At 71.1% G+C, this 23,981-nt stretch carries 20 protein-coding genes and 1 pseudogene; 16 read left to right on the top strand and 5 right to left on the bottom strand.

The genetic code is table 11. The annotated features are described in order from the left end of the window. On the bottom strand, positions 1 to 1,640 hold a 1,640-nt coding region (locus ACIRQ9_RS28305), incomplete at its 3' end, for a (Fe-S)-binding protein (protein ID WP_404179308.1). A gap of 247 nt (positions 1,641 to 1,887) precedes the next feature. Between ACIRQ9_RS28305 and ACIRQ9_RS28300 the strand changes: the two genes are divergently transcribed. From ACIRQ9_RS28300 to ACIRQ9_RS28280, 5 genes are all read left to right on the top strand, one after another. Next, entirely contained in the window at positions 1,888 to 2,907 is a 1,020-nt protein-coding gene (locus tag ACIRQ9_RS28300) for an MraY family glycosyltransferase (RefSeq protein ID WP_404179305.1), read from the top strand. Positions 2,908 to 3,001: 94 nt separating this feature from the next. Further along, on the top strand, positions 3,002 to 4,840 hold the full coding sequence (gene dnaK / locus ACIRQ9_RS28295; protein ID WP_404179302.1) for a molecular chaperone DnaK: 1,839 nt from the start codon (positions 3,002 to 3,004) through the stop codon (positions 4,838 to 4,840). After that, the gene (gene grpE, locus ACIRQ9_RS28290) at positions 4,837 to 5,496 is read left to right on the top strand and encodes a nucleotide exchange factor GrpE (protein WP_404179299.1); all 660 of its coding nucleotides are present in this window, start codon (positions 4,837 to 4,839) and stop codon (positions 5,494 to 5,496) included. Before dnaK ends, grpE begins: the two co-directional genes overlap by 4 nt. A 36-nt stretch (positions 5,497 to 5,532) precedes the next feature. Continuing rightward, positions 5,533 to 6,711, top strand: coding sequence for a molecular chaperone DnaJ (gene dnaJ, locus ACIRQ9_RS28285; protein WP_404179296.1), 1,179 nt, complete (start codon positions 5,533 to 5,535; stop codon positions 6,709 to 6,711). Between the two features lie 5 nt (positions 6,712 to 6,716). Beyond that, a complete protein-coding gene (locus ACIRQ9_RS28280) occupies positions 6,717 to 7,163 on the top strand; it encodes a heat shock protein transcriptional repressor HspR (protein ID WP_351317861.1) in 447 nt (148 codons plus the stop codon). Positions 7,164 to 7,397: 234 nt separating this feature from the next. Here the strand turns inward: ACIRQ9_RS28280 and ACIRQ9_RS28275 are convergent. Next, a pseudogene (locus ACIRQ9_RS28275) lies at positions 7,398 to 7,706 on the bottom strand (PA14 domain-containing protein); the annotation flags it as partial. Between the two features lie 422 nt (positions 7,707 to 8,128). On the opposite strand from ACIRQ9_RS28275, the gene ACIRQ9_RS28270 reads away from it, so the two are divergent. Together ACIRQ9_RS28270 and ACIRQ9_RS28265 are read left to right on the top strand one after the other, a co-directional pair. Then, positions 8,129 to 9,241, top strand: coding sequence for a sugar ABC transporter substrate-binding protein (locus ACIRQ9_RS28270; protein ID WP_404179293.1), 1,113 nt, complete (start codon positions 8,129 to 8,131; stop codon positions 9,239 to 9,241). A 470-nt stretch (positions 9,242 to 9,711) separates the two neighbouring features. Continuing rightward, positions 9,712 to 10,764 (top strand): LuxR C-terminal-related transcriptional regulator, encoded by a 1,053-nt coding sequence (locus tag ACIRQ9_RS28265; RefSeq protein ID WP_404179289.1) that lies wholly within the window; start codon positions 9,712 to 9,714, stop codon positions 10,762 to 10,764. Between the two features lie 49 nt (positions 10,765 to 10,813). Here ACIRQ9_RS28265 and ACIRQ9_RS28260 read toward each other — a convergent pair whose 3' ends face one another. After that, positions 10,814 to 11,851, bottom strand: coding sequence for a helix-turn-helix transcriptional regulator (locus ACIRQ9_RS28260; protein ID WP_404179286.1), 1,038 nt, complete (start codon positions 11,849 to 11,851; stop codon positions 10,814 to 10,816). A gap of 301 nt (positions 11,852 to 12,152) precedes the next feature. Here ACIRQ9_RS28260 and ACIRQ9_RS28255 point away from each other — a divergent pair, with 301 nt between their 5' ends. The 3 genes from ACIRQ9_RS28255 (at position 12,153) to ACIRQ9_RS28245 (ending at position 16,183) form a co-directional block, all read left to right on the top strand. After that, positions 12,153 to 12,449: a (2Fe-2S)-binding protein gene (locus tag ACIRQ9_RS28255; RefSeq protein ID WP_351317863.1), complete on the top strand. Its 297-nt coding sequence runs from the start codon at positions 12,153 to 12,155 to the stop codon at positions 12,447 to 12,449. Positions 12,450 to 12,901: 452 nt separating this feature from the next. Continuing rightward, positions 12,902 to 15,547, top strand: a complete 2,646-nt coding sequence (gene clpB / locus ACIRQ9_RS28250; RefSeq protein ID WP_404179283.1) for an ATP-dependent chaperone ClpB — start codon at positions 12,902 to 12,904, stop codon at positions 15,545 to 15,547. A gap of 102 nt (positions 15,548 to 15,649) precedes the next feature. Next, positions 15,650 to 16,183 carry a YbjN domain-containing protein gene (locus ACIRQ9_RS28245; protein WP_404179280.1) on the top strand — a complete coding sequence of 178 codons (534 nt, stop codon included), beginning with the start codon at positions 15,650 to 15,652 and terminating at the stop codon, positions 16,181 to 16,183. Positions 16,184 to 16,189: 6 nt separating this feature from the next. On the opposite strand, the gene ACIRQ9_RS28240 is transcribed toward ACIRQ9_RS28245, so the two are convergent. Next, positions 16,190 to 17,377 (bottom strand): glycosyltransferase family 39 protein, encoded by a 1,188-nt coding sequence (locus ACIRQ9_RS28240; protein WP_404179277.1) that lies wholly within the window; start codon positions 17,375 to 17,377, stop codon positions 16,190 to 16,192. A 109-nt stretch (positions 17,378 to 17,486) separates the two neighbouring features. After that, entirely contained in the window at positions 17,487 to 18,674 is a 1,188-nt protein-coding gene (locus tag ACIRQ9_RS28235; protein WP_404179275.1) for a pyridoxal phosphate-dependent aminotransferase, read from the bottom strand. Positions 18,675 to 18,813: 139 nt separating this feature from the next. On the opposite strand from ACIRQ9_RS28235, the gene ACIRQ9_RS28230 reads away from it, so the two are divergent. The 6 genes from ACIRQ9_RS28230 (at position 18,814) to pyrE (ending at position 23,878) form a co-directional block, all read left to right on the top strand. After that, on the top strand, positions 18,814 to 19,089 hold the full coding sequence (locus ACIRQ9_RS28230) for a hypothetical protein (RefSeq protein WP_404179272.1): 276 nt from the start codon (positions 18,814 to 18,816) through the stop codon (positions 19,087 to 19,089). Between the two features lie 347 nt (positions 19,090 to 19,436). Beyond that, positions 19,437 to 19,967, top strand: a complete 531-nt coding sequence (locus ACIRQ9_RS28225) for a DUF2617 family protein (RefSeq protein WP_351317352.1) — start codon at positions 19,437 to 19,439, stop codon at positions 19,965 to 19,967. 84 nt (positions 19,968 to 20,051) lie between these two features. Continuing rightward, the gene (locus ACIRQ9_RS28220) at positions 20,052 to 21,686 is read left to right on the top strand and encodes a polyamine aminopropyltransferase (RefSeq protein ID WP_404179269.1); all 1,635 of its coding nucleotides are present in this window, start codon (positions 20,052 to 20,054) and stop codon (positions 21,684 to 21,686) included. Between the two features lie 66 nt (positions 21,687 to 21,752). Next, positions 21,753 to 22,472: an SRPBCC domain-containing protein gene (locus tag ACIRQ9_RS28215; protein WP_404179266.1), complete on the top strand. Its 720-nt coding sequence runs from the start codon at positions 21,753 to 21,755 to the stop codon at positions 22,470 to 22,472. A 34-nt stretch (positions 22,473 to 22,506) separates the two neighbouring features. Further along, positions 22,507 to 23,295, top strand: a complete 789-nt coding sequence (locus ACIRQ9_RS28210; RefSeq protein ID WP_404179263.1) for an aldose 1-epimerase — start codon at positions 22,507 to 22,509, stop codon at positions 23,293 to 23,295. 10 nt (positions 23,296 to 23,305) lie between these two features. Then, on the top strand, positions 23,306 to 23,878 hold the full coding sequence (gene pyrE / locus ACIRQ9_RS28205) for an orotate phosphoribosyltransferase (protein WP_404179260.1): 573 nt from the start codon (positions 23,306 to 23,308) through the stop codon (positions 23,876 to 23,878). The last annotated feature ends 103 nt before the right edge of the window (positions 23,879 to 23,981 follow it).

The following is a 23,981-nucleotide window of genomic DNA, read 5'->3' as shown; positions in this document are numbered from 1 at the left end:
GCCGTGTTCAGCGCCATGACGTTCTCCATGCCGAGCTCCTGGAACAGGGGCTCGTTGCCGAGACGGCGGGCGGAGTCGCCGGTGCACTTCTCGTCACCGCCCATGATCGCGAACTTGACGCCCGCGATGTGCAGCAGCTCGGCGAAGGCCTTGGTGGTCTTCTTGGCCCGGTCCTCCAGGGAACCGGCGCAGCCCACCCAGTACAGGTACTCGACCTCGGTGAGGTCCTCGATGTCCTGGCCGACGACCGGGACCTCGAAGTCGACCTCCTTGAGCCATTCCAGGCGCTGCTTCTTCGCCAGGCCCCAGGGGTTGCCCTTCTTCTCCAGGTTCTTGAGCATCGTGCCCGCCTCGGACGGGAACGCGGACTCGATCATCACCTGGTAGCGGCGCATGTCGACGATGTGGTCGACGTGCTCGATGTCCACCGGGCACTGCTCGACACAGGCGCCGCAGGTGGTGCAGGACCACAGGACGTCCGGGTCGATGACGCCGTTCTCCCCGGCGGTGCCGACGAGGGGGCGCTCGGCCTCGGCGAGGGCGGCGGCGGGAACCCCGGCCAGCTGCTCCCCGGACGCCTTCTCCTCGCCCTCCACGGTCTTGCCGCCGCCGGCGAGCAGGTAGGGCGCCTTGGCGTGCGCGTGGTCGCGCAGCGACATGATCAGCAGCTTCGGGGAGAGCGGCTTGCCGGTGTTCCAGGCCGGGCACTGCGACTGGCAGCGGCCGCACTCGGTACAGGTGGAGAAGTCCAGCAGGCCCTTCCAGGAGAACTGCTCGACCTGGGAGACCCCGAAGACGTCGTCGTCACCGGGATCGGTGAAGTCGATGGGCTCACCGCCCGACGTCATCGGCAGCAGGCCGCCCAGGGAGGTCTCGCCAGTGGCGTTCCGCTTGAACCAGATGTTCGGGAACGCCAGGAAGCGGTGCCAGGCCACACCCATGTCGGTCTTGAGGGCGACCACGATCATCCAGATGAAGGAGGTCGCGATCTTCAGGCCGGCGAAGAAGTAGGTGAGGTTCTGGAGCGTGGAGAGGTCCATGCCCCGGAACCAGGAGACCACCGGGTACGAGATGAAGAACGACGCCTCGTAGGAGTCCACGTGGTGCTGCGCGCCCTCCAGGGCGTGCAGCGTGAAGATGCAGACGCCGACGATCAGGATGACCGTCTCGACGAAGTACGCCTGGCCGAAGTTGGAGCCGGCGAAGCGGGACTTGCGGCCCGGCCGGTTCGGCTTGCTCAGCTGGCGGATGACGATCAGCACCAGGATGCCGAGGACGGTCATGGTGCCGATGAACTCGACGAAGACGTTGTACGGCGCCCACTCGCCGATGACCGGCAGGATCCAGTCGGCCTTGAACAGCTGGCCGACGGCGTTGACGATCGTCAGCAGCAGCGAGAAGAAGCCGACCGCGACGAACCAGTGCGCCACGCCGACGATGCCCCAGCGGTTCATCCGGGTGTGGCCGAGGAACTCCCTCACCACCGTCACGGTCCGCTGGACGGGCTCGTCGGTACGGGTGCCGGCGGGCACGTTCTGACCGAGCCGCATGAAGTTGTAGATCTGCAGGACGGCGCGGGCGAACAACGCCACGCCGACCACGATCAGAACCAGCGACACGATGATCGCGGCGAGTTGCATGGGGGCTCCTCGGGCCTGCGAGGGGTCTCTTCGGGTCTCTTCGCTAGAGAGGGTTCCCGAAATTACTAAGCGGTAACTTATGCAGTCGGTCTGAGACTACCCGCATCTTTACTCGCACTGTAGTCAGGTGCGAGGTGATCTGAATCGCTGAGGTGTGCCTGACCTGCCGTTGCCTTGCGGTGGCAAAGTGATCGTGTTATTCGTGTTACTCGTAGTGAATTGTTACATTTAGGTCTAATTTAGTCCTGTGCTCTACGGGATCGCCGCCGCCACCACCGCCCTGCTGCTCGCCGCCGTCCTCGCCGCGCTGATCCGGCCGCTCGCGCTGCGGCTGGGGCTCGTCGACCGCCGGCGGACCCGGCCCGTCCCGGTGCTGGGCGGGCTCGCCGTCGTCGGTGCCACCTGTCTGGTCGCCGGCGCGGGCGACTGGAGCGGGGTGGCTCCGCTCGGTACCGGCGTCGGGAAGCTGCTGATCGCCGGGGGAGCCGTGGCGCTGCTCGGGCTGGTCGCCGACGTGTGGCGGCTGAAGACCCGCTTCCTGCTCATCGGTACGGCCGTGGCCGCCGCGTGCGTGGTGCCGTACGCGGAGTTCGGCGTGGTCGAGGGGGTGCTCGGGGTCGGCTGGATCGCCTTCGTCGCCGTCGCCTTCAAGGGGCTCGACCACGCCGACGGGCTGGCCGGGACCGTCGGCGTGGTCACCGCCTTCGGGGTCGGGGCGTGCGCCTCCGCTGAGGTCATGGACGGGCTGGCGGTCCTGCTGAGCGTGCTCGCCGCCGCGCTCACCGGGTTCCTCATGCACAACTGGCATCCCGCGCGGACCGCCCTCGGCGCCACCGGCTCGCTGTTCGCCGGGTTCGTGCTGGCGGCGGCCGCGCTGATCACCCGGAGCGGATACGACCCCCTCGCCAGCGCGGGCGTGCTGTTCGCGCTCACCGCCGTCCCGGGCGCCGACGTGCTGCTCGTCGTGCTGTCGCGGCTGCTCGCCGGGCGGCCGGTGCTGCGGCGCGGCCCCGACCACCTCGCCCACCGGCTGCGGCGGCTCGGCCTGACCCCGCCGGGCGCGACCGTCGTCCTCGGTTCCGCGTCCTTCGCGGGCGTACTCGTCGGCGTGCTCGTGCATGGCGGCTGGGTCGGGCGGACAGGCGCCACCTGCGTCGCCTGCGTCACCGTCAGCGTGGTGCTACTCCTCCTTCGGGTGCCGGTCTATGGGCCCCGACGCCTGGAATCGACGCAGGTCAGCGGCCACTTGCGTGTAAGGAACGGATAAGAGTTGAGCCGCCACGGCTCATGTCTGTTGACCCACAGCGAGGTGTGATGCACACTTGAGTCCGTTCCACTCAAGTCAGCTGGAGGAATTCACCATGGCACGTGCGGTCGGCATCGACCTGGGCACGACTAACTCTGTCGTCAGCGTTCTTGAAGGCGGCGAGCCCACCGTCATCACCAACGCCGAGGGTGCCCGGACCACGCCGTCCGTCGTCGCCTTCGCCAAGAACGGCGAGGTTCTGGTCGGCGAGGTCGCCAAGCGCCAGGCGGTCACCAACGTGGACCGCACCATCCGGTCCGTGAAGCGTCACATGGGCACCGACTGGAAGATCCAGCTGGACGGGAAGGACTTCAACCCGCAGCAGATCTCCGCCTTCATCCTGCAGAAGCTGAAGCGGGACGCGGAGGCCTACCTCGGCGAGAAGGTGACCGACGCGGTCATCACCGTCCCGGCCTACTTCAACGACTCCGAGCGCCAGGCGACGAAGGAGGCCGGCGAGATCGCGGGCCTGAACGTCCTGCGCATCGTCAACGAGCCCACCGCGGCCGCGCTCGCCTACGGCCTCGACAAGGACGACCAGACGATCCTCGTCTTCGACCTCGGCGGCGGCACCTTCGACGTGTCCCTCCTGGAGATCGGTGACGGCGTCGTCGAGGTGAAGGCCACCAACGGCGACAACCACCTCGGTGGCGACGACTGGGACCAGCGCGTCGTCGACTACCTGGTCAAGCAGTTCGCGGCCGGCCACGGCGTGGACCTCGGCAAGGACAAGATGGCCCTGCAGCGTCTGCGCGAGGCCGCCGAGAAGGCCAAGATCGAGCTGTCCTCGTCCACCGAGACCTCGATCAACCTGCCCTACATCACGGCGTCCGCCGAGGGCCCGCTGCACCTGGACGAGAAGCTCACGCGAGCCCAGTTCCAGCAGCTGACCGCGGACCTGCTGGAGCGCTGCAAGACGCCGTTCCACAACGTGATCAAGGACGCCGGCATCCAGCTCGGCGAGATCGACCACGTCGTCCTCGTCGGCGGCTCCACCCGTATGCCCGCCGTGGCCGAGCTCGTCAAGGAGCTGACCGGCGGCAAGGACGCCAACAAGGGCGTCAACCCGGACGAGGTCGTCGCCATCGGCGCCGCCCTCCAGGCCGGTGTCCTCAAGGGTGAGGTCAAGGACGTCCTGCTCCTCGACGTGACCCCGCTGTCCCTCGGCATCGAGACCAAGGGCGGCATCATGACCAAGCTCATCGAGCGGAACACGACGATCCCGACCAAGCGGTCCGAGATCTTCACCACCGCCGAGGACAACCAGCCCTCCGTGCAGATCCAGGTCTACCAGGGCGAGCGCGAGATCGCGGCGTACAACAAGAAGCTCGGCATGTTCGAGCTGACCGGTCTGCCGCCGGCCCCGCGCGGTGTCCCGCAGATCGAGGTCGCCTTCGACATCGACGCCAACGGCATCATGCACGTGACCGCGAAGGACCTGGGCACGGGCAAGGAGCAGAAGATGACCGTCACCGGCGGCTCCTCGCTGCCGAAGGACGAGGTCGACCGGATGCGCCAGGAGGCCGAGCAGTACGCGGAGGAGGACCACCGCCGCCGCGAGGCCGCCGAGACCCGCAACCAGGGCGAGCAGCTCGTCTACCAGACCGAGAAGTTCCTCAAGGACAACGAGGACAAGGTCCCGGGCGAGATCAAGACCGAGGTCGAGGGTGCGATCGCCGAGCTGAAGGAGACGCTCAAGGGCGAGGACACCGCGGAGATCCGCACCGCCACCGAGAAGGTCGCGGCCGTCTCCCAGAAGCTGGGCCAGGCCATGTACGCCGACGCCCAGGCCTCGGGTGCCGCCGGCGCGCCCGCCGGTGACGCCGGTGACGCCGCGGACGACGTGGTGGACGCCGAGATCGTCGACGACGAGCGCAAGGACGGTGCCGCGTGACGGAGGAGACCCCGGGCTTCGAGGAGAAGCCCGACGTCCCCTCCGGCGCCACCTCCGACGACGCCGAGCCGAAGGCCGCTCCCGCACAGGGGGCGGCCCCGGCCGGGGACGCAAACACGAGCGAGCTGGCCGGTCTGACGGCGCAGCTGGACCAGGTCCGCACCGCCCTCGGCGAGCGCACCGGCGACCTCCAGCGCCTGCAGGCCGAGTACCAGAACTACCGCCGCCGGGTGGAGCGCGACCGGATCACGGTCCGGGAGATCGCCATCGCGAACCTCCTGACCGAACTCCTGCCGGTGCTCGACGACATCGGCCGCGCGCGGGAACACGGCGAACTGGTCGGCGGTTTCAAGTCGGTGGCCGAGTCGCTGGAGACGGTCGCGGCGAAGATGGGCCTGCAGCAGTTCGGCAAGGAGGGCGAGCCCTTCGACCCGACGATCCACGAGGCGCTGATGCACAGCTACGCGCCGGACGTCACCGAGACGACGTGCGTGGCGATTCTGCAGCCCGGGTACCGCATCGGTGAGCGCACCATCCGCCCCGCGCGGGTGGCGGTCGCCGAACCGCAGCCGGGGGCGGCCCCGGCCAAGGCCGAGGGGGCCGACGAGGCCCCGGCGGCCGGCGACGAGAAGGACAACGGCCCTGAGGAGGGCTGACGTCATACGGACCGAGCGGAAGGAGGGACGTCGGGGATGAGCACCAAGGACTTCATCGAGAAGGACTACTACAAGGTCCTCGGCGTCCCCAAGGACGCCACCGAGGCCGAGATCAAGAAGGCGTACCGGAAGCTCGCCCGCGAGTTCCACCCGGACGCCAACAAGGGCAACGCCAAGGCGGAGGAGCGCTTCAAGGAGATCTCCGAGGCGAACGACGTCCTCGGTGACACCAAGAAGCGCAAGGAGTACGACGAGGCACGCGCCCTCTTCGGCAACGGCGGTTTCCGCCCGGGGCCGGGCGCGGGCGGCGGCAACTTCAACTTCGACCTGGGCGACCTCTTCGGAGGCGGCGCCCAGGGCGGCGGCTTCGGCGGCAGCGGCGGCGGCGGCTTCAGTGACGTCCTGGGGGGCCTGTTCAACCGGGGCGGCGGTGCGGGTCCGCGGACCCAGCCCCGGCGCGGCCAGGACATCGAGTCCGAGGTCACGCTCAGCTTCACGGAGGCCATCGAGGGCGCCACGGTCCCGCTGCGGATGTCCTCGCAGGCCCCCTGCAAGGCCTGTTCGGGCACCGGCGACGTGAACGGCACACCGCGTGTCTGCCCGACCTGCGTCGGCACCGGCCAGGTGGCGCGGGGATCCGGCGGCGGCTTCTCGCTCACCGATCCCTGCCCGGACTGCAAGGGCCGCGGCCTGATCGCGGAGAACCCCTGCCCGGACTGCAAGGGCAGCGGCCGCGCCAAGTCGTCCCGGACCATGCAGGTCCGCATCCCCGCCGGGGTGACGGACGGCCAGCGCATCCGCCTGCGCGGCAAGGGCGCACCCGGCGAACGCGGTGGCCCGGCCGGTGACCTGTACGTCATGGTCCACGTCGACACCCACCCGGTGTTCGGCCGCAAGGAGGACAACCTCACGGTGACCGTGCCGGTGACCTTCGCCGAGGCGGCACTCGGCGGCGAGGTCAGGGTCCCGACCCTGGGCGGACCGCCGGTCACCCTGAAGCTGCCGCCGGGCACGCCCAACGGCCGCACCATGCGCGCCCGTGGCAAGGGCGCGGTCCGCAAGGACGGCACCCGCGGCGACCTTCTGGTCACCGTCGAGGTGAGTGTTCCGAAGGACCTGTCGGGGAATGCTCGTGACGCGCTGGAGGCGTATCGCGAGGTGACCGCGGGTGAGGACCCGCGGGCCGAGCTGTTCGAGGCCGCGAAGGGAGCATGACAGAGATGGACGGCCGTCGACGCAATCCGTATGAACTGACCGAGGAGACCCCGGTCTACGTCATCTCGGTGGCGGCCCAGCTCTCCGGACTGCACCCGCAGACGCTGCGCCAGTACGACCGCTTGGGCCTGGTCTCCCCCGACCGCACGGCCGGGCGGGGCCGCCGCTACTCGGCCCGCGACATCGAACTGCTCCGTCAGGTGCAGGCGTTGTCGCAGGACGAGGGCATCAACCTGGCCGGCATCAAACGCATCATCGAACTGGAGAACCAGGTCGCCGCCCTCCAGGCCCGCATGGCCGAGATGGAAGCGGCCCTGGACGGCGCCGCGGCCGCGATGCGCCAGCGCGAAGCGGCGGTGCACGCCTCGTACCGCCGCGACCTGGTCCCGTACCAGGAGGTCCAGCAGACCAGCGCGCTGGTGGTGTGGCGGCCGAAGAAGGCCAAGGACTAGCAAGGCCGAGGACCGGCGGTACGCGTGCGAAGGGGCCCGGAGGACCTGTCCTCCGGGCCCCTTCGGCGTGCGGTCGGTACTCCCGGATGCCGTAGGCCGCCTCGGTGACCGACGCCTCGGCGCCGGAGGCGTCCAGGCGGACGACCCGGTAGCAGGGGAGGCCCAGTTCGTCCCCGGCCACGGTGGTGTCCACGGGGAACGAGGCGGTGCCCTGGCGGCGCCGGTCCGGTTGACGTAGTCGATCCGCAGGGTGTGCCGCCCCCCCCCGGGCACGGTGACGGCGACGCTCCCGCTCACCGTGGCGGCCGTGTTCTTCCACAGGTCGATCTCGCGGGCGCCGTCGACGTACACCCGGATGCCGTCGAGTCCGGAGGCGGCGAGGGTGAAGGGGCCGCCGGAGCCGAAGTCGCGGGTCACCGTCCAGCGGACGCCGAAGTCGTCCCGCGGCAGACCGGACGCGGGGGCACCGCTCCAGCTCTCGTTGATCGTGGAGTCGCAGCCGGTCTTCTTCGGGGCGCCCTTGAACGTGGTGTTCGCGAACAACTGCCGTGGGCAGACCGGTGCGGTGCAGGTCGTCGCTCCGCCGGGGCGGCCCCGGCGGCACCGCCGAGCAGGGTGGCGGCGGTGGCGAGCACCACGGCGCCGGCCGCGGAGCGTCTGGCTGGCTTCATTCGATCCTCTGGCCGTTTCCGTCTCGACGGAGAGGGCCGTCGCCGTAGTCGACTCATGAGCAGAGGAGTTGGATGTGCTGATCTTTACCTTCCCATGAACTCCCTTTGGATGGAGGGTCCGTAAAGAGTGTTTGCAGGCGATTCCGCATCGCCTTCACAGACACAGCGGAGCGTAGTGTTGCGCACTCGTTAAGTGGTTCCGCTTGACGCCGGGTATGGCGTACGCGTTGTCTTTTCAGACATCTGGGTCGCAAGCAGTCCCAAGTCCGGAACGCACCTGAAGTGAGCCCCCGAATGCGTCGTATAGCCATGTTTGTGGCCGCGTCCACGATGACCCTCTCGCTCGCCGGCTGCGGCGTGCTCAACGCGACGGGGTCGTCGACCACCGCGAGCCCGACCAAGGGCAACGACATCACCGTGGGTGTCCTGATGCCGGACATCGTCAACACCCGGTACCAGAACTTCGACTACCCGATCATGAAGGCCAAGATCGCGGAGCTCACCAACAAGCAGGGGCGGATCGCGTACGCCAACGCCGGCTCGGTCGCCTCCAAGCAGTCCGAGCAGATGCAGAAGATGATCGACGACAAGGTAGACGTGATCATCCTGGACTCGGTCGACTCGCACGCCATCGCGGGCGAGGTGAAGAAGGCCAAGGCCGCGGGCATCCCGGTCATCGCCTACGACCGTCTCGCCGAGGGCCCGATCGACGCCTACGTCTCCTTCGACAACGAACTGGTGGGCGAGGTGCAGGCCCGCACGCTGCTGGAGGGGCTCGGACCGGACGCCGACACCTCCGACAAGGTCATCATGGTCAACGGCTCGCCGACGGACCCGAACGCCAAGCAGTTCAAGACGGGTGCGATGTCCGAGCTGTCCGGCAAGGTGGACATCCCCTCCGGTGCCTCCTTCGACACCAAGGACTGGGACCCGCCGACCGCCGGCAAGGAGGTCACCAAGGCCATCGACGCGATCGGCAAGGACAACGTGGCCGCCGTCTACTCCGCCAACGACGCCATGGCGGGCGAGATCATCAAGTCCCTGAAGGCGGCCGGCATCACCAACCTGCCGCCGGTCACCGGCCAGGACGCCGACCTCGACGCCATTCAGCGGATCCTCATCGGCGAGCAGTACATGACCGTCTACAAGCCCTACCCGAACGAGGCCGAGGCCGCGGCCGAGATGGCCGTCTACAAGGTGCAGGGCAAGGACATCCAGTTCGACGCGCTCACCCAGGACCAGGTCGACAGCCCGACCACCAAGGACATCCCGGCCCAGCTGGTTCAGGTCAGCGCCGTGACGAAGAGCAAGATCAAGGACACCGTCGTCGCCGACGGCATCTACAAGGTCTCGCAGATCTGCACCGCCGCCTACAAGACGGCCTGCGCGCAGGCCGGCCTCAAGTAGGCCCCCGCGGGCGCACGGAGAGGTCAGGACCTCCACGGCCGCCGTCGGCCGTGGAGGAGCCTGCGGGCGGCCCCGTGACGAGGCGGTCGCCGCCGCTTCCGCCGCGTGACGTGCCCGCGAGCGGCCCTCCCCTGACGCCCCTTCCCCTTAGGGGAGTTGGGGGTCTCCCGCACCCCCAGGCGAGGCCGGACCGGGCCTCCTGGGGGCGTCCGGACCGGGCCTCCGCGGGGCGTCCGGACCGGGCTTCGCGGGCGTCCGGCGGGCACCCGTGGGAAGCGCTGTCCACGAGGCCGGCGCGGCCCGTGGACACCGTTGTCATCTTGTTGCGGAACGGCCCGCGGAGGCCGGGAGATAGGGGACGTACCGGGGTATTCCGATGCCCGGTGCGAGGGGAGCCGTGTTGCGGACCCGGTCCCGACCGCTCATAGTTGCGCTGCGGAAGAGGCAGCAAACCGGGGGTGGAATGGCCGATGGCCGGGCACGGGGCGGACAAGCATCCACACGGTGCCGACCGACTGTGCGCCGCCGGGGACCGCGTGTACTCCCGGGCCGTGCGCCGGGGCCGGGTACCGCGCACCGACGCCGACGCGGTGCCGTGCCTGCTGGAGCTGGCGCTGCTGCACCCGGACCCCGACGACATGGACTGGCTGGTGCCGACCTCCCCGCAGGAGGTCATGATCCGGCTGCTGCGCGGGGTCCACGACGAGGTCACCGACAGCCAGCGGCGGGTGGGCTCGGCGGTCGCCGCCTTCGAGTGGTACGCGGGTCTGGGACGGCAGTTGCAGGCCGCGTCGGCCTCCGCGGAGGGCACGGCGGCCATCCGGGTCCTGGACGGGCTGTCCCGCATCCAGGCGGCCATGGACGAGGCCACGGAGGCCTGCACCAGTGAGGTGCTGACCGTCCAGCCGGGAGGCATCCGCCGGGAGTCGGAGCTGACCGAGGGGCTGCACCGGGCGGTCGCCCTGCGCGGCCGCGGCGTGCGGATGCGGGACCTGTACACCCATGTCGCCCGGCACGGCCAGGGTCTGCTCAACTACCTGGAGCTGATGGGCGACGCGGTGGAGGCCCGGACGCTCGACGAGGTCATCGACCGCCTCATCCTCTTCGACCGCACGGTCGCCTTCATCCCCGCCAACGCCGACCGCACGATGGCCCTGGAACTGCGCCACCCCGCGCTGGTCGAGTACTTCGTCACCGTCTTCGAGCGCCTGTGGCGCCTGGCGATCCCCCTCACCGCCCCGCTCCCCGACACCGGCATCGAGGGCATCTCGCACCGCGAGCAGTCCATCGCCGCGCTGCTCGCCGAGGGTCACCAGGACGCGGTGATCGCCGAACGCCTCGGCATCAGCGTCCGCACCTGCCGCGCCCACATAGCCCGCCTCTCGGAGACGCTCGGCGCGGCCAGCCGCACCCAACTGGGCGTGCGGATAGCTCAGGTGGGGCTGGACCGGCCGCCGGGCGAGACGAGCACGACAGCGCCCCCGGTCGGCCTTCCCGACCAGGGATCCCCGAGCGTGCGGTGAGCCGGCCGGGCCGGGCGGCCCTCGGCGCGCTCGTGGGGCCCGGCCGCGGTCAACGGCCGGTCTCCGGCGCCGGAGGCGTGCTGTCGCTGTCCAGGATCCCCGACTGCGCTATCAGGTAGCCGAGTTGGGCCCGGCTGCCGCTGCCGAGCGCCTGGGCCAGTTTGGCGATGTGGGCGCGGCAGGTGCGGACGTTCATCCCGAGCCTGCGGGCGATGGCCTCGTCCACGTGGCCCTCCACGAGCAGCTTCGCGATGGAGTGCTGGATCTCCGTGATGCCGTCGGGCGCCGCTTCGTAGGGTCCGTCGATGTTCAGGGGGACCGCGCGGGACCACATGAACTCGAAGACCTTGATCAGATAGCGGACCAGGCCCGGGTGGCGCACTTCGAGCGCGACCTGCTGGTCGTCCCGGATGGGGATGAAGGCGACCGTCTCGTCGCAGATGATCAGGCGTTCCACGACCTCGTCGATCGTGCGGTACTCCGCCTTGCCGTCCGCGAGGAAGGCGGCGTAGGCCAGCTTCTCCGGGCTGTGCCGCGCGGTGTGCTGGTACAGGGTGCGGATCCGGACCCCGCGCTCCACGAGCGGCCGGTCGCGCTCCATCCCGAGCAGCACGTTGCGTTCGGAGATCCGCTCGCTCGGGTGGACGCTCAGCACCTCCTTCTGGCACTGGGCCGTGGCCAGGTTGAGCGCCGCGTTGATCCGTTCGCCGCCTTCGAGCACGGCGATCGAGTCGCTGCTCGCCGCGACCTGTGTGCCGAGCATCATGAAGGGCTCGAACGACTCGGCCAGCTCGGTGGAGAGCCGCCGGCGTTCGGAGATCTCGCGTTCGAGCGGGCCGAGCCGTCGCGCCAGAGCCACCGCGGGAGGCACCGGACGCAGCCAGTCGGGGTCGTCCGGATCCGGGTGGAGCAGGGCGAACTCCATCAGGCAAGGGGCCGTCTCCGCCTCCGCGCGCGCGACGCGTCCCGCGCGCAGAGCTGTGGAGTAGACACGGGCACCGTCCTCACACAGTTCTGTCACAGCGTGGGGATGCGTCTCCTTTGTCTGATTCGTTATCAAATCTCCACCCCCCAGGGTCCTGAACATGCAGGAACATGATGCATTGATTGTGTGGCCATGACGTGCCCGAATGAGCCATCGTCGTACAAGACGGGGAAGCAGGAACTTCAAGTGAGGACGAAGTCGAACATGCGCGGGAAATTGCTTCGCTCGGTGCTTGTCGCGACCTGCTCCGTCGTCGCGGCCCTCGTTGCGTGGAGTGGTGTTTCCGGAGCGAAGGGTGATGTTCAGGCCAACACCAGCTGGCCGAGCGTCGCCGTGGACACCGTGGAAGGAACCGGGAGCTGACGTGACCACCCCACCGGACGACCGATCCTTCCGCCGCGAGATGGCCACCGCCTACCGCTCCGGCTGGCACTTCATCGACCTGGTCACCGCCATCCCCCACAGCGGTGACTCGCTGATGGTGACCGTGTTCGGAGAGCCGGTCGTCGTGACGCGCGACGAGGACGAGGACGTACGGGCCTACCGGTGCCTGCGCAAGCCGCGGGGCGCGCCACAGCCCGTGCGGTGTGCCGTCCGGTACGGAATGATCTTTGTGAACCTGGACCAACGGGACCACCGGCTGGCTGAGCCGGACGTCCCGGACGTGAGGACCATCTCGGCCACCCCCCGCAGTGCCTGACGCGATTCCCCCGTCGTAAAAGATCGCTCAGGTGCTTCCCCCCGCAGCGGCGTCACCGTGACCTGAACACGGTGACGCCGCTGCAGTTTTCGGGGGACATTTCCGCCTATCGGCAGGTTTCGGCCACGGTCCACGGTGGCTCAATTCCGCCGCTGGACCGCCCGCAGAACAGGGCGGCCGCCCCGGCCCGACGGCCCGATCCCGCCCCTGGCGGCCCGCCGACGGCGCCCTCGCGGCTCCGCCGCCCGCCGTTCCCCCTCCGGGCCCCCGCGTCGGCGCCTTCCGGCCGCCGCGCCTCCGTGGCCCCCCTCCCGGCGCTCCGGTCCGCGCATCCCCCAAGCTGCCGAACCCGGTTCCCGGAAGGGCTCCCGTCTCCACCTTGAGTGGAATAGACTCAACTTTGTGTACGTTGGCTGAGTCAGCCGAACGACGCCGAGGAGGAGAACGCGAACGTGGACGCCGAGCTGACCAACAGGAGCCGGGACGCGATCAACGCGGCCAGCAGCCGGGCCGTGACCGAGGGGCACGCGGACCTCACCCCTGCCCACCTGCTGCTGGCTCTGCTTGCGGGCCAGGACAACGAGAACATCACCGACCTGCTCGCGGCCGTGGACGCGGACCAGGCCGTCGTACGGCAGGGCGCCGAGCGGGTGCTGACCGCCCTGCCCAGTGTGACCGGATCCACGGTCGCACCCCCGCAGCCCAACCGCGACCTGCTCGCGGTCCTCGCCGACGCGGGCGAGCGGGCCCGCGACCTCGGTGACGACTTCCTCTCCACCGAACACCTGCTCATCGGCATCGCCGCCAAGGGCGGCGCGGCCGGCGAGGTGCTCGGCCGGCAGGGCGCCACCGCGAAGAAGCTGGTGGCGGCCTTCCAGAAGGCGCGCGGCGGCCGCCGCGTGACCAACGCCGACCCCGAGGGCCAGTACAAGGCCCTGGAGAAGTTCGGCACCGACTTCACGGCCGCCGCGCGGGACGGCAAGCTCGACCCCGTCATCGGGCGCGACCAGGAGATCCGGCGGGTCGTGCAGGTGCTGTCCCGCCGCACCAAGAACAACCCCGTGCTCATCGGAGAGCCGGGCGTCGGCAAGACCGCCGTGGTCGAGGGCCTGGCCCAGCGGATCGTCAAGGGCGACGTGCCCGAGTCGCTGAAGGACAAGCGGCTGGTGGCGCTCGACCTGGGCGCGATGGTCGCGGGCGCGAAGTACCGGGGTGAGTTCGAGGAGCGGCTGAAGACCGTCCTCGCCGAGATCAAGGACTCCGACGGACAGGTCATCACCTTCATCGACGAGCTGCACACGGTCGTCGGCGCGGGCGCCGGCGGCGACTCCGCGATGGACGCCGGCAACATGCTGAAGCCGATGCTGGCCCGCGGCGAGCTGCGCATGGTCGGCGCCACCACCCTGGACGAGTACCGCGAGCGGATCGAGAAGGACCCGGCGCTGGAGCGCCGCTTCCAGCAGGTGCTGGTGGCGGAGCCGACCGTCGAGGACACCATCGCCATCCTCCGCGGCCTCAAGGGCCGTTACGAGGCGCACCACAAGGTGCAGATCGCGGACAGCGCGCTGGTCGCCGCCGCGACCCTCTCCGACCGCTACATCACCTCCCGCTTCCTCCCCGACAAGGCCATCGACCTGGTCGACGAGGCGGCCTCGCGGCTCCGCATGGAGATCGACTCCTCGCCGGTCGAGATCGACGAACTCCAGCGTGTCGTGGACCGGTTGAAGATGGAGGAGCTGGCGCTGGAGAAGGAGACCGACCCGGCCTCCCGGGAGCGCCTGGAGAAGCTGCGCCGCGACCTCGCCGACAGGGAGGAGGACCTGCGCGGTCTCAACGCCCGCTGGGAGCGCGAGAAGCGGTCCCTGAACCGGGTCGGCGAGCTGAAGGAGAGGCTCGACGCACTGCGCGGCACCGCCGAACGCGCCCAGCGCGACGGTGACTTCGACACCGCCTCCAAGCTGCTGTACGGCGAGATCCCACAGCTGGAGAAGGAGCTGGAGGCCGCGTCCGAGGCCGAGGAGGAGACGGCCAAGGACACCATGGTCAAGGACGAGGTCGGCTCCGACGACATCGCGGACGTGGTGGCCGCCTGGACCGGCATCCCCGCCGGACGCCTCCTGGAGGGCGAGACCCAGAAGCTGCTCCGCATGGAGGACGAGCTGGGCCGCCGCCTGATCGGCCAGACCGAGGCCGTGCGCGCGGTGTCGGACGCGGTACGGCGCTCCCGTGCCGGTATCGCCGACCCGGACCGCCCGACCGGCTCCTTCCTCTTCCTCGGCCCGACCGGTGTCGGCAAGACGGAACTGGCCAAGGCGCTCGCGGACTTCCTCTTCGACGACGAGCGGGCGATGGTCCGGATCGACATGTCGGAGTACAGCGAGAAGCACAGCGTGGCCCGGCTGGTCGGCGCCCCGCCCGGATACGTCGGCTACGAGGAGGGCGGTCAGCTGACCGAGGCGGTCCGCCGCCGGCCCTACACCGTGGTGCTCCTGGACGAGGTGGAGAAGGCCCACCCGGAGGTCTTCGACATCCTCCTCCAGGTGCTGGACGACGGCCGCCTCACCGACGGCCAGGGCCGCACGGTCGACTTCCGCAACACCATCCTGGTGCTGACGTCGAACCTGGGCAGCCAGTACCTGGTGGACCCGCTGCTCGGCGAGGAGGAGAAGAAGAGCCAGGTCCTGGAGACGGTCCGGCGCTCCTTCAAGCCCGAGTTCCTCAACCGCCTGGACGACCTGGTCGTCTTCTCCGCCCTGGCCAAGGACGAACTGGCCCGGATCGCCCGGCTCCAGATCGACCGGCTGGCCCAGCGGCTGGCCGAGCGCCGGCTCACGCTGGAGATCACCCAGGAGGCCCTGGCCTGGCTCGCGGAGGAGGGCAACGACCCGGCGTACGGCGCGCGGCCGCTGCGCCGGCTGGTCCAGACCGCCATCGGTGACCGGCTCGCCAGGGAGATCCTCTCCGGCGAGGTCAAGGACGGCGACACGATCCGGGTGGACGCCTTCGGCGACGGCCTGATCGTGGGCCCGCTGACGGCGTCGGAACCGGCCGCGGAAGGCGTCGAAGGCACCGGTCAGGAGTCCGGGAAAACGCTCTGAGCGGAATTGCGCCAACGGGAGATGAACCCGCCGGGGCGGGGGTTGCCACCCCCCTCCCCGGATGGGGGAGGATGGCGGGATCCGTATGAAGGGAAAATCACGGTGACCATCGACCCGTCCTCGATTCCGAACTTCGGGGGCCAGCCCGAGCCGCAGCCCCAAGGACCGGCGGGCCCCGTCGTCCCGGATCAGGATCTTGTGAAGCAGCTCCTCGACCAGATGGAGCTGAAGTACGTCGTCGACGACGAGGGCGACCTCACGGCGCCGTGGGAGCAGTTCCGCACGTACTTCATGTTCCGCGGCGAGGACGAGCAGTCGGTCTTCTCGGTGCGGACGTTCTACGACCGCCCCCACAAGATCGACGAGAAGCCCCAGCTCCTGGAGTCCATCGACGACTGGAACCGGCGGACGCTGTGGCCCAAGGTCTACACGCACACGCATGACGACGGCACCGTCCGCCTCATCGGCGAGGCGCAGATGCTGATCGGCATGGGCGTCGACATCAACCACTTCGTGTCGTCCACGGTCAGCTGGGTGCGGGCCGCGATCGAGTTCGACAAGTGGCTGGTCGAGCAGCTGGGCCTGGAGGAGGCCGTCGACGAGGCCGGCGAGGCCGAGGGCGACGACGAGGAGTAGGCGGCGCTACAGGGGTGTGCCGGCGAAGACGACCAGGTACGCGCCGTAGCCGAACGAGAGCCCGGCCAGGGCCGCGACCACCACGGACGCGTGCCAGGGCCGGGCTCTCGCCGTACGCACCAGCGCGCGGGCCAGGGGGAGGAGGAGCGGGAAGGCCGGCAGCAGGAAGCGGGGCTTGGACTCGAAGAAGCCCGAGCCGCCGACCGCGATCAGCAGCAGGACGGCGGTGTAGGCCAGGAGCGGGAGCGGCGCCCGGTCCAGGAGCAGCAGCGCGAAGAGCACCACCGCCACCGCCACGATCATCAGGGCCATCGGGAAGACGAAGCGGTCGCCGCGGGCCAGCATGGCGCGGACGAAGCGCAGCGAACCCCGGCCGAGGTCGAACCGCGACCCCCACAGGCGCTGCACGCCGAAGTAGCCGCCCAACGGATCGCCGGTGCGCAGGCCCACCCACAGGACGTACCCGAGCCAGCCGAGCGGCGCCAGGGCCGCGCCCGCCCACACCCTGGGGGACGCCCTGCCGCGGCGGCGGCGCGCCTCGCAGACGGCGGCGACCAGCACGGCCGCCGCCACCGCGAAGCCGTTGGGCCGGGACAGGCCCGCCAGGGCGGCCAGGGCCCCCGCCCACAGCCAGTTCCCGGCCAGCACTGCGTACAGGGACCAGGCGGCGAACGCGGTCAGGACCGGTTCCGTGTACGCCATGGACAGCACGACGGAGTGCGGCAGCAGGCCCCACAGGAGGACCAGGGCGGTGGCCACCGTACGGCCGTGCAGCCGGGCGCCGACCGCGTAGATGCCCGCGGCGGCGACGCCCGCGGCCGTCCAGGACACCAGCAGCCCGGCGCCCGCCCCGCTCAGCGGGGTGACGGCGGTCAGGACGCGGACCAGGCCCGGGTACAGCGGGAAGAACGCCAGGTCGCTGTGGACGACGTCGGGGCGGAAGAAGAGGGTGCGGCCGTAGCCGTGGGCCGCGATGCCCAGGTACCAGACCGAGTCCCAGGACCTGCCGAGCAGCGTCAGCGGATGCCTGCCGCCCGCCCAGGCGGCCAGCGCGACCACGGCCATGCCGGTGAGCCGGACCGCCGCGAACAGCCCCAGCGCGACCCCGCCTGCCGTGACGAGCGACGGCGACAGGGCGGTGGTGCCGGTGGTCGGACCGTTGGTGGTGCTGGCGGTGGTGCTGGCGTGGCTCACATTCGCACCCTGCGGGGGACCGGGGCGAAGTGCGAGAAATGTGCGCCCGATGGGGTAGCGGAGGAGCCCGGCCGGTCGGTGGTGTCGGCGCAGCCCCGCGCCGGGGCCGCTATCCCAGCCGCCGCAGCCGCTCCGCGGCCTCCTTCAGGACCTCGGCCCGCTTGCAGAACGCGAACCGTACGAACGGCGCCCCTTCCTCCCGGTGGTCGTAGAAGACCGCGTTCGGGATGGCGACGACCCCGGCGCGTTCCGGCAGCGCCCGGCAGAAGGCGAAGCCATCGCTCTCGCCCAGCGGGCGGATGTCCGTGGTGATGAAGTACGTGCCGGCGGTGTCGTAGACCGTGAAGCCCGCCTCCGCGAGGCCCGCCGCGAGGATGTCGCGCTTGGTCCGCATGTCGTCGCGGAAGGCCTCGAAGTAGGCGTCGGGCAGGGCGAGGGCCTCGGCGACCGCGTACTGGAAGGGGCCCGAGGAGACGTACGTCAGGAACTGCTTCGCCGACCGCACCGCCGTGACCAGCTCCGGCGTGGACGTCACCCAGCCCACCTTCCAGCCGGTGAAGGAGAAGGTCTTGCCGGCCGACCCGATGGTGACCGTGCGCTCGCGCATGCCGGGCAGGGCGGCGAGCGGCAGGTGCCCGGCGTCGTCGAAGACCAGGTGCTCGTAGACCTCGTCGGTGACGACCAGCAGGTCCCGCTCGACCGCCAGTTCGGCGATCGCCGTCAGCTCGGCACGCGTGAGGACCGTGCCGGTCGGGTTGTGCGGGGTGTTGACCAGCAGGAGCCGGGTGCGGGGAGTGACCGCGGCGCGGAGTTCGTCGAGGTCCAGGCGGAAGGCCGTGCCGTCCGGGCGGAGCGTGACCGGCACCCGGGTGCCGCCGGCCATGGCGATGCAGGCCGCGTAGGAGTCGTAGTACGGCTCCAGCGCGACGACCTCGTCGCCGGGCTCCACGAGGGCCAGCAGGGCGGCCGCGATCGCCTCCGTCGCGCCGGCCGTGACCAGCACCTCCGCGTCCGGGTCGTACGGCAGCCCGTACCGGCGCTCCTGGTGGGCGGCGATCGCGGCGCGCAGCTCGGGGACGCCCGGGCCCGGCGGGTACTGGTTGCCGCGTCCGTCCCGCAGCGCCCGCACGGCCGCCTCCCTGACCTCCTCGGGCCCGTCGGTGTCCGGGAACCCCTGGCCCAGGTTGATGGCCCCGGTGCGCAGCGCCAATGCGGACATCTCGGCGAAGATCGTGGTCCCGAACTCGGCGAGCCGGCGATTCAGAAGAGGACGTTCGCTGGAGGTCATGCCGGTCATCCTGCGCCCAAGCTCTGGAGTTCCTCAACTCCGCTTTGGCCGCCGCGGGCGCCGGGCATCACCGGTTCACGCCGCTCTCACGCGGCGGCCGGGGCGCCCACGGGGGGTCGCTCCGCGCGGAACGAAAGTAGGTGACGCCATGAGCGCAGTCGTCATCGTGGCGGTGGCCGCGGTCATCTGCCTGGCGATCGTCGCGGGCGCGGTCCGCAAGGGCGGTAGGGGCGGACGGAGCGGGTCCTCCTCGTACGACGGGGGCGGCAGCTGGTGGGCCGGCGACTCGGGGTCCTCCTCGCACGGCGGAGGCCACGGCGGGCACGGCGGCGGACACGGGGGTCACTCGTGCGGCGGAGGGCACTCCTCCTGCGGCGGCGGGTCGTCGTGCGGCGGCGGTGGCGGCTGCGGCGGGGGCAACTGACCGGCGACCACGGGGGCCACGGGGGGACACGGGGGAAACGGGGCGTCCGGACGGAGCGCGGGTGAGGCTCCGTCCGGACGCCCCCGCGTGTGCCAGAGCGAGCAGGGTGCAGCACGTTGTTGAACAGTTGAGCTGTGGAGCCCTCTGAGGGATGGAAACCCCACGAAGTTGGGTAAAAACGCTGTGGTGGCGCCACTGTTCATGATTCCCTCTAAATCACCGAAGCAGTGCCTCGGACGTCCTGACGACACCCTTCCCCGGCCGGCCCTGCCGGGCCGATCTCCCGGTGTCCACCGAGGTGCGCCGGACCTCCCTCCTCCCCATCTGCGCGTTAGCGGAGCCGATCCATGCTCACGACCCTGAACACCACCTACACCGATACGCGCGCGGCCGACCTCGCCTGGGCCCTCGGTCGCGAGCCGCTGCCCGCGCTCGCCACCCTCGACCTGGAACTGTCCGGGGCGAAGCTGCAGCTCAGACTGCTGGGCGCGTCCCACCAGGTACTCCTGGAGGAGGAGTGCGGCGGCTGTTCGGAGACGGTGGCGTGCATCCCGGGGTCCAGCACTCCGCTGCCGCTCGGCGTCGCCAAGCGCATCGGCGACTGGGAGTACGAGTTCGCGGCCCGCGTCGAGGTGCTGTCACCCGGCTCCTTCGCGGGCCGCGCCCAGGAACTGCTCGCCCTCGTCTCCGAGCACCCGTACGGCCTCGCGGGCGTCTTCCCGGGCAGCCCGCACGCGTTCACCGCACTGCTCGCCCAGCGCCACGAAGGCCAGGTGCACTGGCGGACCTGGCACGCCTACCCGCAGGACGGACAGCTGGTGGCGACCCGGACGAGGGTCGGCGTACGGGTCCCGGTGGCGCAACCCGTCCCCGGATGACATAAACCAACGAGCCGTCAAGCAGACCGATTTCCACACGTGTGGGTGACGAAGCGTACCGAGCGAGTGACGTAACGTCGCAGAGTGATCGATCCGCACCCACCCGCTCCTCCCGGCGCCCCGCCGCCCTGGGGCACGCTCGCGCCGCTGCCCGTGCGGCCGGGCACGGGCCGGTTCCTGGTCCTGGCGTGCGTCTTCGTCTGCGCGGCCTGCGGGCTGGTGTACGAACTCGAACTCGTCGCCCTCGCCTCCTACCTGATCGGCGACTCGGTCACCCAGGCCTCCGTGGTGCTGTCCGTGATGGTCTTCGCCATGGGCGTCGGCTCCCTGGCCGCGAAACGGCTGCGCTGGCACGCGGCCGCCGGATTCTGCGCCCTGGAGGCCGCGCTGGCGCTGGTCGGCGGCTGCAGCGCGCTGGCCCTGTACGCCGTCTTCGCCTGGACCGGCGCCTGGGGCGGCCTGTGGTCGGCCGGGCCGCGCTGCCTCCTGGTCGCCTTCTCCCTCGCCATCGGCCTGCTGATCGGCGCCGAGGTGCCGCTGCTGATGGAACTCATCCAGCGCATCCGCCGCCAGGACGCGGGCGGCGCCGTGGCCGACCTGTTCGCGGCGGACTACGTCGGCGCGCTCGTCGGCGGGCTCGCCTTCCCCTTCCTCCTGCTGCCCTTCCTCGGCCAGCTGACGGGCACCCTGCTCACCGGCACGGTCAACGTCCTGGCCGGCGGCGCCCTGGTCCTCGGCCTGTTCCGCGGCGACCTGACCCGCCGGACCCGCCGGCGGCTCCTCCTGGTCAACGTGACCGTCCTCGGCGTCCTCGCCACGGCCGCCGCCCACGTCGACGACTTCGAACGGGCCGCACGGCACGCCGTCTACGGCGACGGCGTCCGGGTCGCCCTCCAGACGGGCGTCCAGGAGATCGTCCTCACCGGCGGCACCCACGGCCGCCCCCTCGACCTCTTCCTCGACGGCCGGCTGCGCGTCGGCGGCCGCGACGAACGCCGCTACCACGAAGCCCTCGTCCACCCGGCGATGAACGGCCCGCACGCGCGCGTGCTGATCCTCGGCGGCGGCGACGGCCTGGCCGCCCGCGAGGTGCTCCGGCACACCGGGGTCGACCGCGTCGACGTCGTCGAACTCGACGCCGACCTGATCCGTCTCGCCCGCACCGACCCCGGCCTCGCCGCGCTCAACGCCCACGTCTACGACGACCCGCACGTCCGGGTGACCACCGCCGACGCCTTCTGCTGGCTGCGCGAGTCCGCCCCGCGGGCCGGGTACGACGTCGTGATCGCCGACCTGCCCGATCCCGCCATCACGGCCAGCACCAAGCTGTACTCGGAGGAGTTCTACGGGCTGGCCCGCCGCGCCCTCGCGCCCGGCGGCCGCCTGGTCGTGCACGCCGGCCCGGTCCAGGCCCGCGCGCGTGACTTCTGGACGGTGGACGCGACCCTGCGCGCCGCCGGCCTGGCCACCACCGCCTACCGGGTGCACGGCCGTGACCCCGGCTTCGCCGCCGGACCCGACCGTTCGGCCGGCGGCTCCAGGGCCCCGCACGACTGGGGCTTCGTCCTGGCGACGGCGGGCGGGCGCGCACCCCGGCTGCGGCTGGCGGCGGCCGGCCCGCGGCTGTACACGCTGACCGGACGCGAACTGCGCGAGGACGCGCTGCGCACACCGCGGCCCGGACCGCCGCCCTCCACGCTGATCGACCCCCGGTACTGACGGCCCGCCGCCGACCGTGCGTCATGGAGGGTACGGCGGCCCGACTCCTGGGTAGGCTCAGTCGGCATGGAGCACCAGGTGTACGTCCCGGCCTCGGCCTCGCGGCTCAGGGAGGCGCTGGCCGACCCCGCGCGGGTCGCGCGGGCGCTCCCCGGCCTCCAGCAGGACGCGGGCGCGGACCCCGGCTCCGGCCGCGTCAAGGTCCGTATCGGCAGCCACTCCATCACCTACCGGGGCTCCCTGCGGGTCAGCGCCCGTGACGACGGCTCCTACGCGGTCGACGGCGACGCCACCGAGGCCCGCGGCGACGGCACGGTGAAACTGGCGCTCACGCTCCGCCTCGCGGACACGGACGAGGGGTGCGAGGTCACGGTGACGGGTACGGCCTCCGCCGACGGGCGGGTCGCCGAACTGGCCCCGGAGGCCGTGGAGTCGGCGGCCACCCGACTGCTCAACCGGTTCGTGGAGGGGCTCGGGGAGGCCCGGCCCGAGCCGCCGGAACAGCCGCCGCCGGTCGTCGAGACGGAGGTGGCGCCGCCGTCCCTGGCACCCGAGCCGGTCGAGGACCTGCCCGAGATCTTCGCCGAGGCGGCCCACGCCCGCCGCACGATGATCGGCCGCAGCGCCGAAGAGGTCGACCACGCGCCGCCCCGCGGCCGGTACGCGCCGGTGCCGGCCCCGCAGACGGTCGCGGCGGGTTCGGCCCTGCGCTGGGCCGCACCGGCGGCGGCCGTCGCCCTGGCCTCGGCGATCGTGGTCACCAGGGCACTGCGCAAACGCCGCTGACGGCCCCCGCCCCGCCCCCCGGTACTGTCATCCCGTGAGTAACGAAGACATCACACTGACCGCGGGTGACGCGGAAGTCCTGCTGCGCCCCGGCAACGGCGGCCGGATCGCCGGCCTGAAGGTCGGGTCCCTCGAACTCCTGCGCCAGGGCGACCGCTTCGGCTGCTTCCCGATGGTGCCGTGGTGCGGTCGTATCCGGGACGGCCGTTTCCGCGACGGCGCCCGCGTCGTGCAGATGCCGCTCAACTCCCCGCCGCACGCCATCCACGGCACCGCCCGCGACGGCGCCTGGCGCACCGCCCGCCGCTCCGCGGACGAGGCCGTGATGACGTGCGAACTCGGCGCCCCCTGGCCGCACCCGGCTCGCGTCACCCACGACGTACGGCTCACCGAGGACTCGCTGACGCTGACGATGTCGGTGGAGACGTACGACGACTCCTTCCCGGCCCAGATCGGCTGGCATCCCTGGTTCAACCGCACCCTCGACGGCCAGGACGCCCAGATCGGCTTCACCCCCGCCTGGCAGGAGGAGCGCGGCACGGACCACCTGCCCACCGGCAACCGCATCGATCCCCAACCCGGCCCCTGGGACGACTGCTTCGGCATGCCCGAGGGCGTCGACGTCACCCTCACCTGGCCGGAACGGCTGGAGCTGAAGGTGGCCAGCCGCGAGCAGTGGGTCGTGGTCTACGACGAGCAGGACGCGGCCGTGTGCGTGGAGCCGCAGACCGGTCCGCCGAACGGTCTCAACACGGCACCCCGTCTGGTCACCCCGCTGGAGCCGCTGGAAGCCACGACCACCTGGACCTGGCGGCGCCTCTAAGCTGGTCGGTATGACGGACGTCAACGAAGCAACGCCGCACGGCACACGCGCTGAGCTGCTGCAACAGATCAAGGACAAGGCCGTGGTGCACGGCAGGGTGACCCTGTCGTCGGGGCTGGAGGCCGACTACTACGTCGACCTCCGCCGCGTCACCCTCGACGGCGAGGCCGCCCCGCTGGTCGGCCAGGTGCTCCTCGACCTGACCGACGGCCTGGAGTTCGACGCCGTCGGCGGCCTCACGATGGGCGCCGACCCGGTCGCCGGCGCGATGCTGCACGCGGCCGCCGCGCGCGGCCGCCGCCTCGACGCCTTCGTCGTCCGCAAGGCCGCCAAGGCGCACGGGCTGCAGCGCCGCGTGGAAGGGCCGGAGATCAAGGGCCGGCGGGTCCTCGTCGTCGAGGACACCTCCACCACCGGCGGCTCCCCGCTGGCCGCCGTGGAGGCCGTGCGCGAGGCCGGCGCCGAGGTCGTCGCCGTGGCGACCATCGTCGACCGGGCCACCGGCGCCGACGAGAAGATCCGCGAAGGCGCGGGCGTGCCGTATCTGTTCGCCTTCTCGAAGGATGAACTGGGGCTGGACTGACCCGCGGCCGACGGATGGGATTGACCCGGATGTCTCCGGCGCCTGCGCCCGGAGCATCGGTTCATGTCTGGAAAGATGGGGACGACGATGACGTCGTGCCTCA

Source organism: Streptomyces sp. NPDC101237, from assembly GCF_044767465.1.
GTDB lineage: Bacteria > Actinomycetota > Actinomycetes > Streptomycetales > Streptomycetaceae > Streptomyces > Streptomyces gramineus.
This window is presented reverse-complemented; position numbering and strand designations above follow the sequence as displayed.

What these genes read in the sequence shown, in the direction of transcription:
- dnaK (WP_404179302.1), top strand. Translation starts at nt 3,002, where the DNA reads ATGGCACGTGCGGTCGGCATCGACCTGGGCACGACTAACTCTGTCGTC.
- dnaJ (WP_404179296.1), top strand. Translation starts at nt 5,533, where the DNA reads ATGAGCACCAAGGACTTCATCGAGAAGGACTACTACAAGGTCCTCGGC.
- ACIRQ9_RS28280 (WP_351317861.1), top strand. Translation starts at nt 6,717, where the DNA reads ATGGACGGCCGTCGACGCAATCCGTATGAACTGACCGAGGAGACCCCG.
- ACIRQ9_RS28270 (WP_404179293.1), top strand. Translation starts at nt 8,129, where the DNA reads ATGCGTCGTATAGCCATGTTTGTGGCCGCGTCCACGATGACCCTCTCG.
- ACIRQ9_RS28265 (WP_404179289.1), top strand. Translation starts at nt 9,712, where the DNA reads ATGGCCGGGCACGGGGCGGACAAGCATCCACACGGTGCCGACCGACTG.
- ACIRQ9_RS28260 (WP_404179286.1), bottom strand. Translation starts at nt 11,851, where the DNA reads ATGTTCAGGACCCTGGGGGGTGGAGATTTGATAACGAATCAGACAAAG.
- ACIRQ9_RS28255 (WP_351317863.1), top strand. Translation starts at nt 12,153, where the DNA reads ATGGCCACCGCCTACCGCTCCGGCTGGCACTTCATCGACCTGGTCACC.
- ACIRQ9_RS28235 (WP_404179275.1), bottom strand. Translation starts at nt 18,674, where the DNA reads ATGACCGGCATGACCTCCAGCGAACGTCCTCTTCTGAATCGCCGGCTC.
- ACIRQ9_RS28230 (WP_404179272.1), top strand. Translation starts at nt 18,814, where the DNA reads ATGAGCGCAGTCGTCATCGTGGCGGTGGCCGCGGTCATCTGCCTGGCG.
- ACIRQ9_RS28225 (WP_351317352.1), top strand. Translation starts at nt 19,437, where the DNA reads ATGCTCACGACCCTGAACACCACCTACACCGATACGCGCGCGGCCGAC.
- ACIRQ9_RS28215 (WP_404179266.1), top strand. Translation starts at nt 21,753, where the DNA reads ATGGAGCACCAGGTGTACGTCCCGGCCTCGGCCTCGCGGCTCAGGGAG.
- pyrE (WP_404179260.1), top strand. Translation starts at nt 23,306, where the DNA reads ATGACGGACGTCAACGAAGCAACGCCGCACGGCACACGCGCTGAGCTG.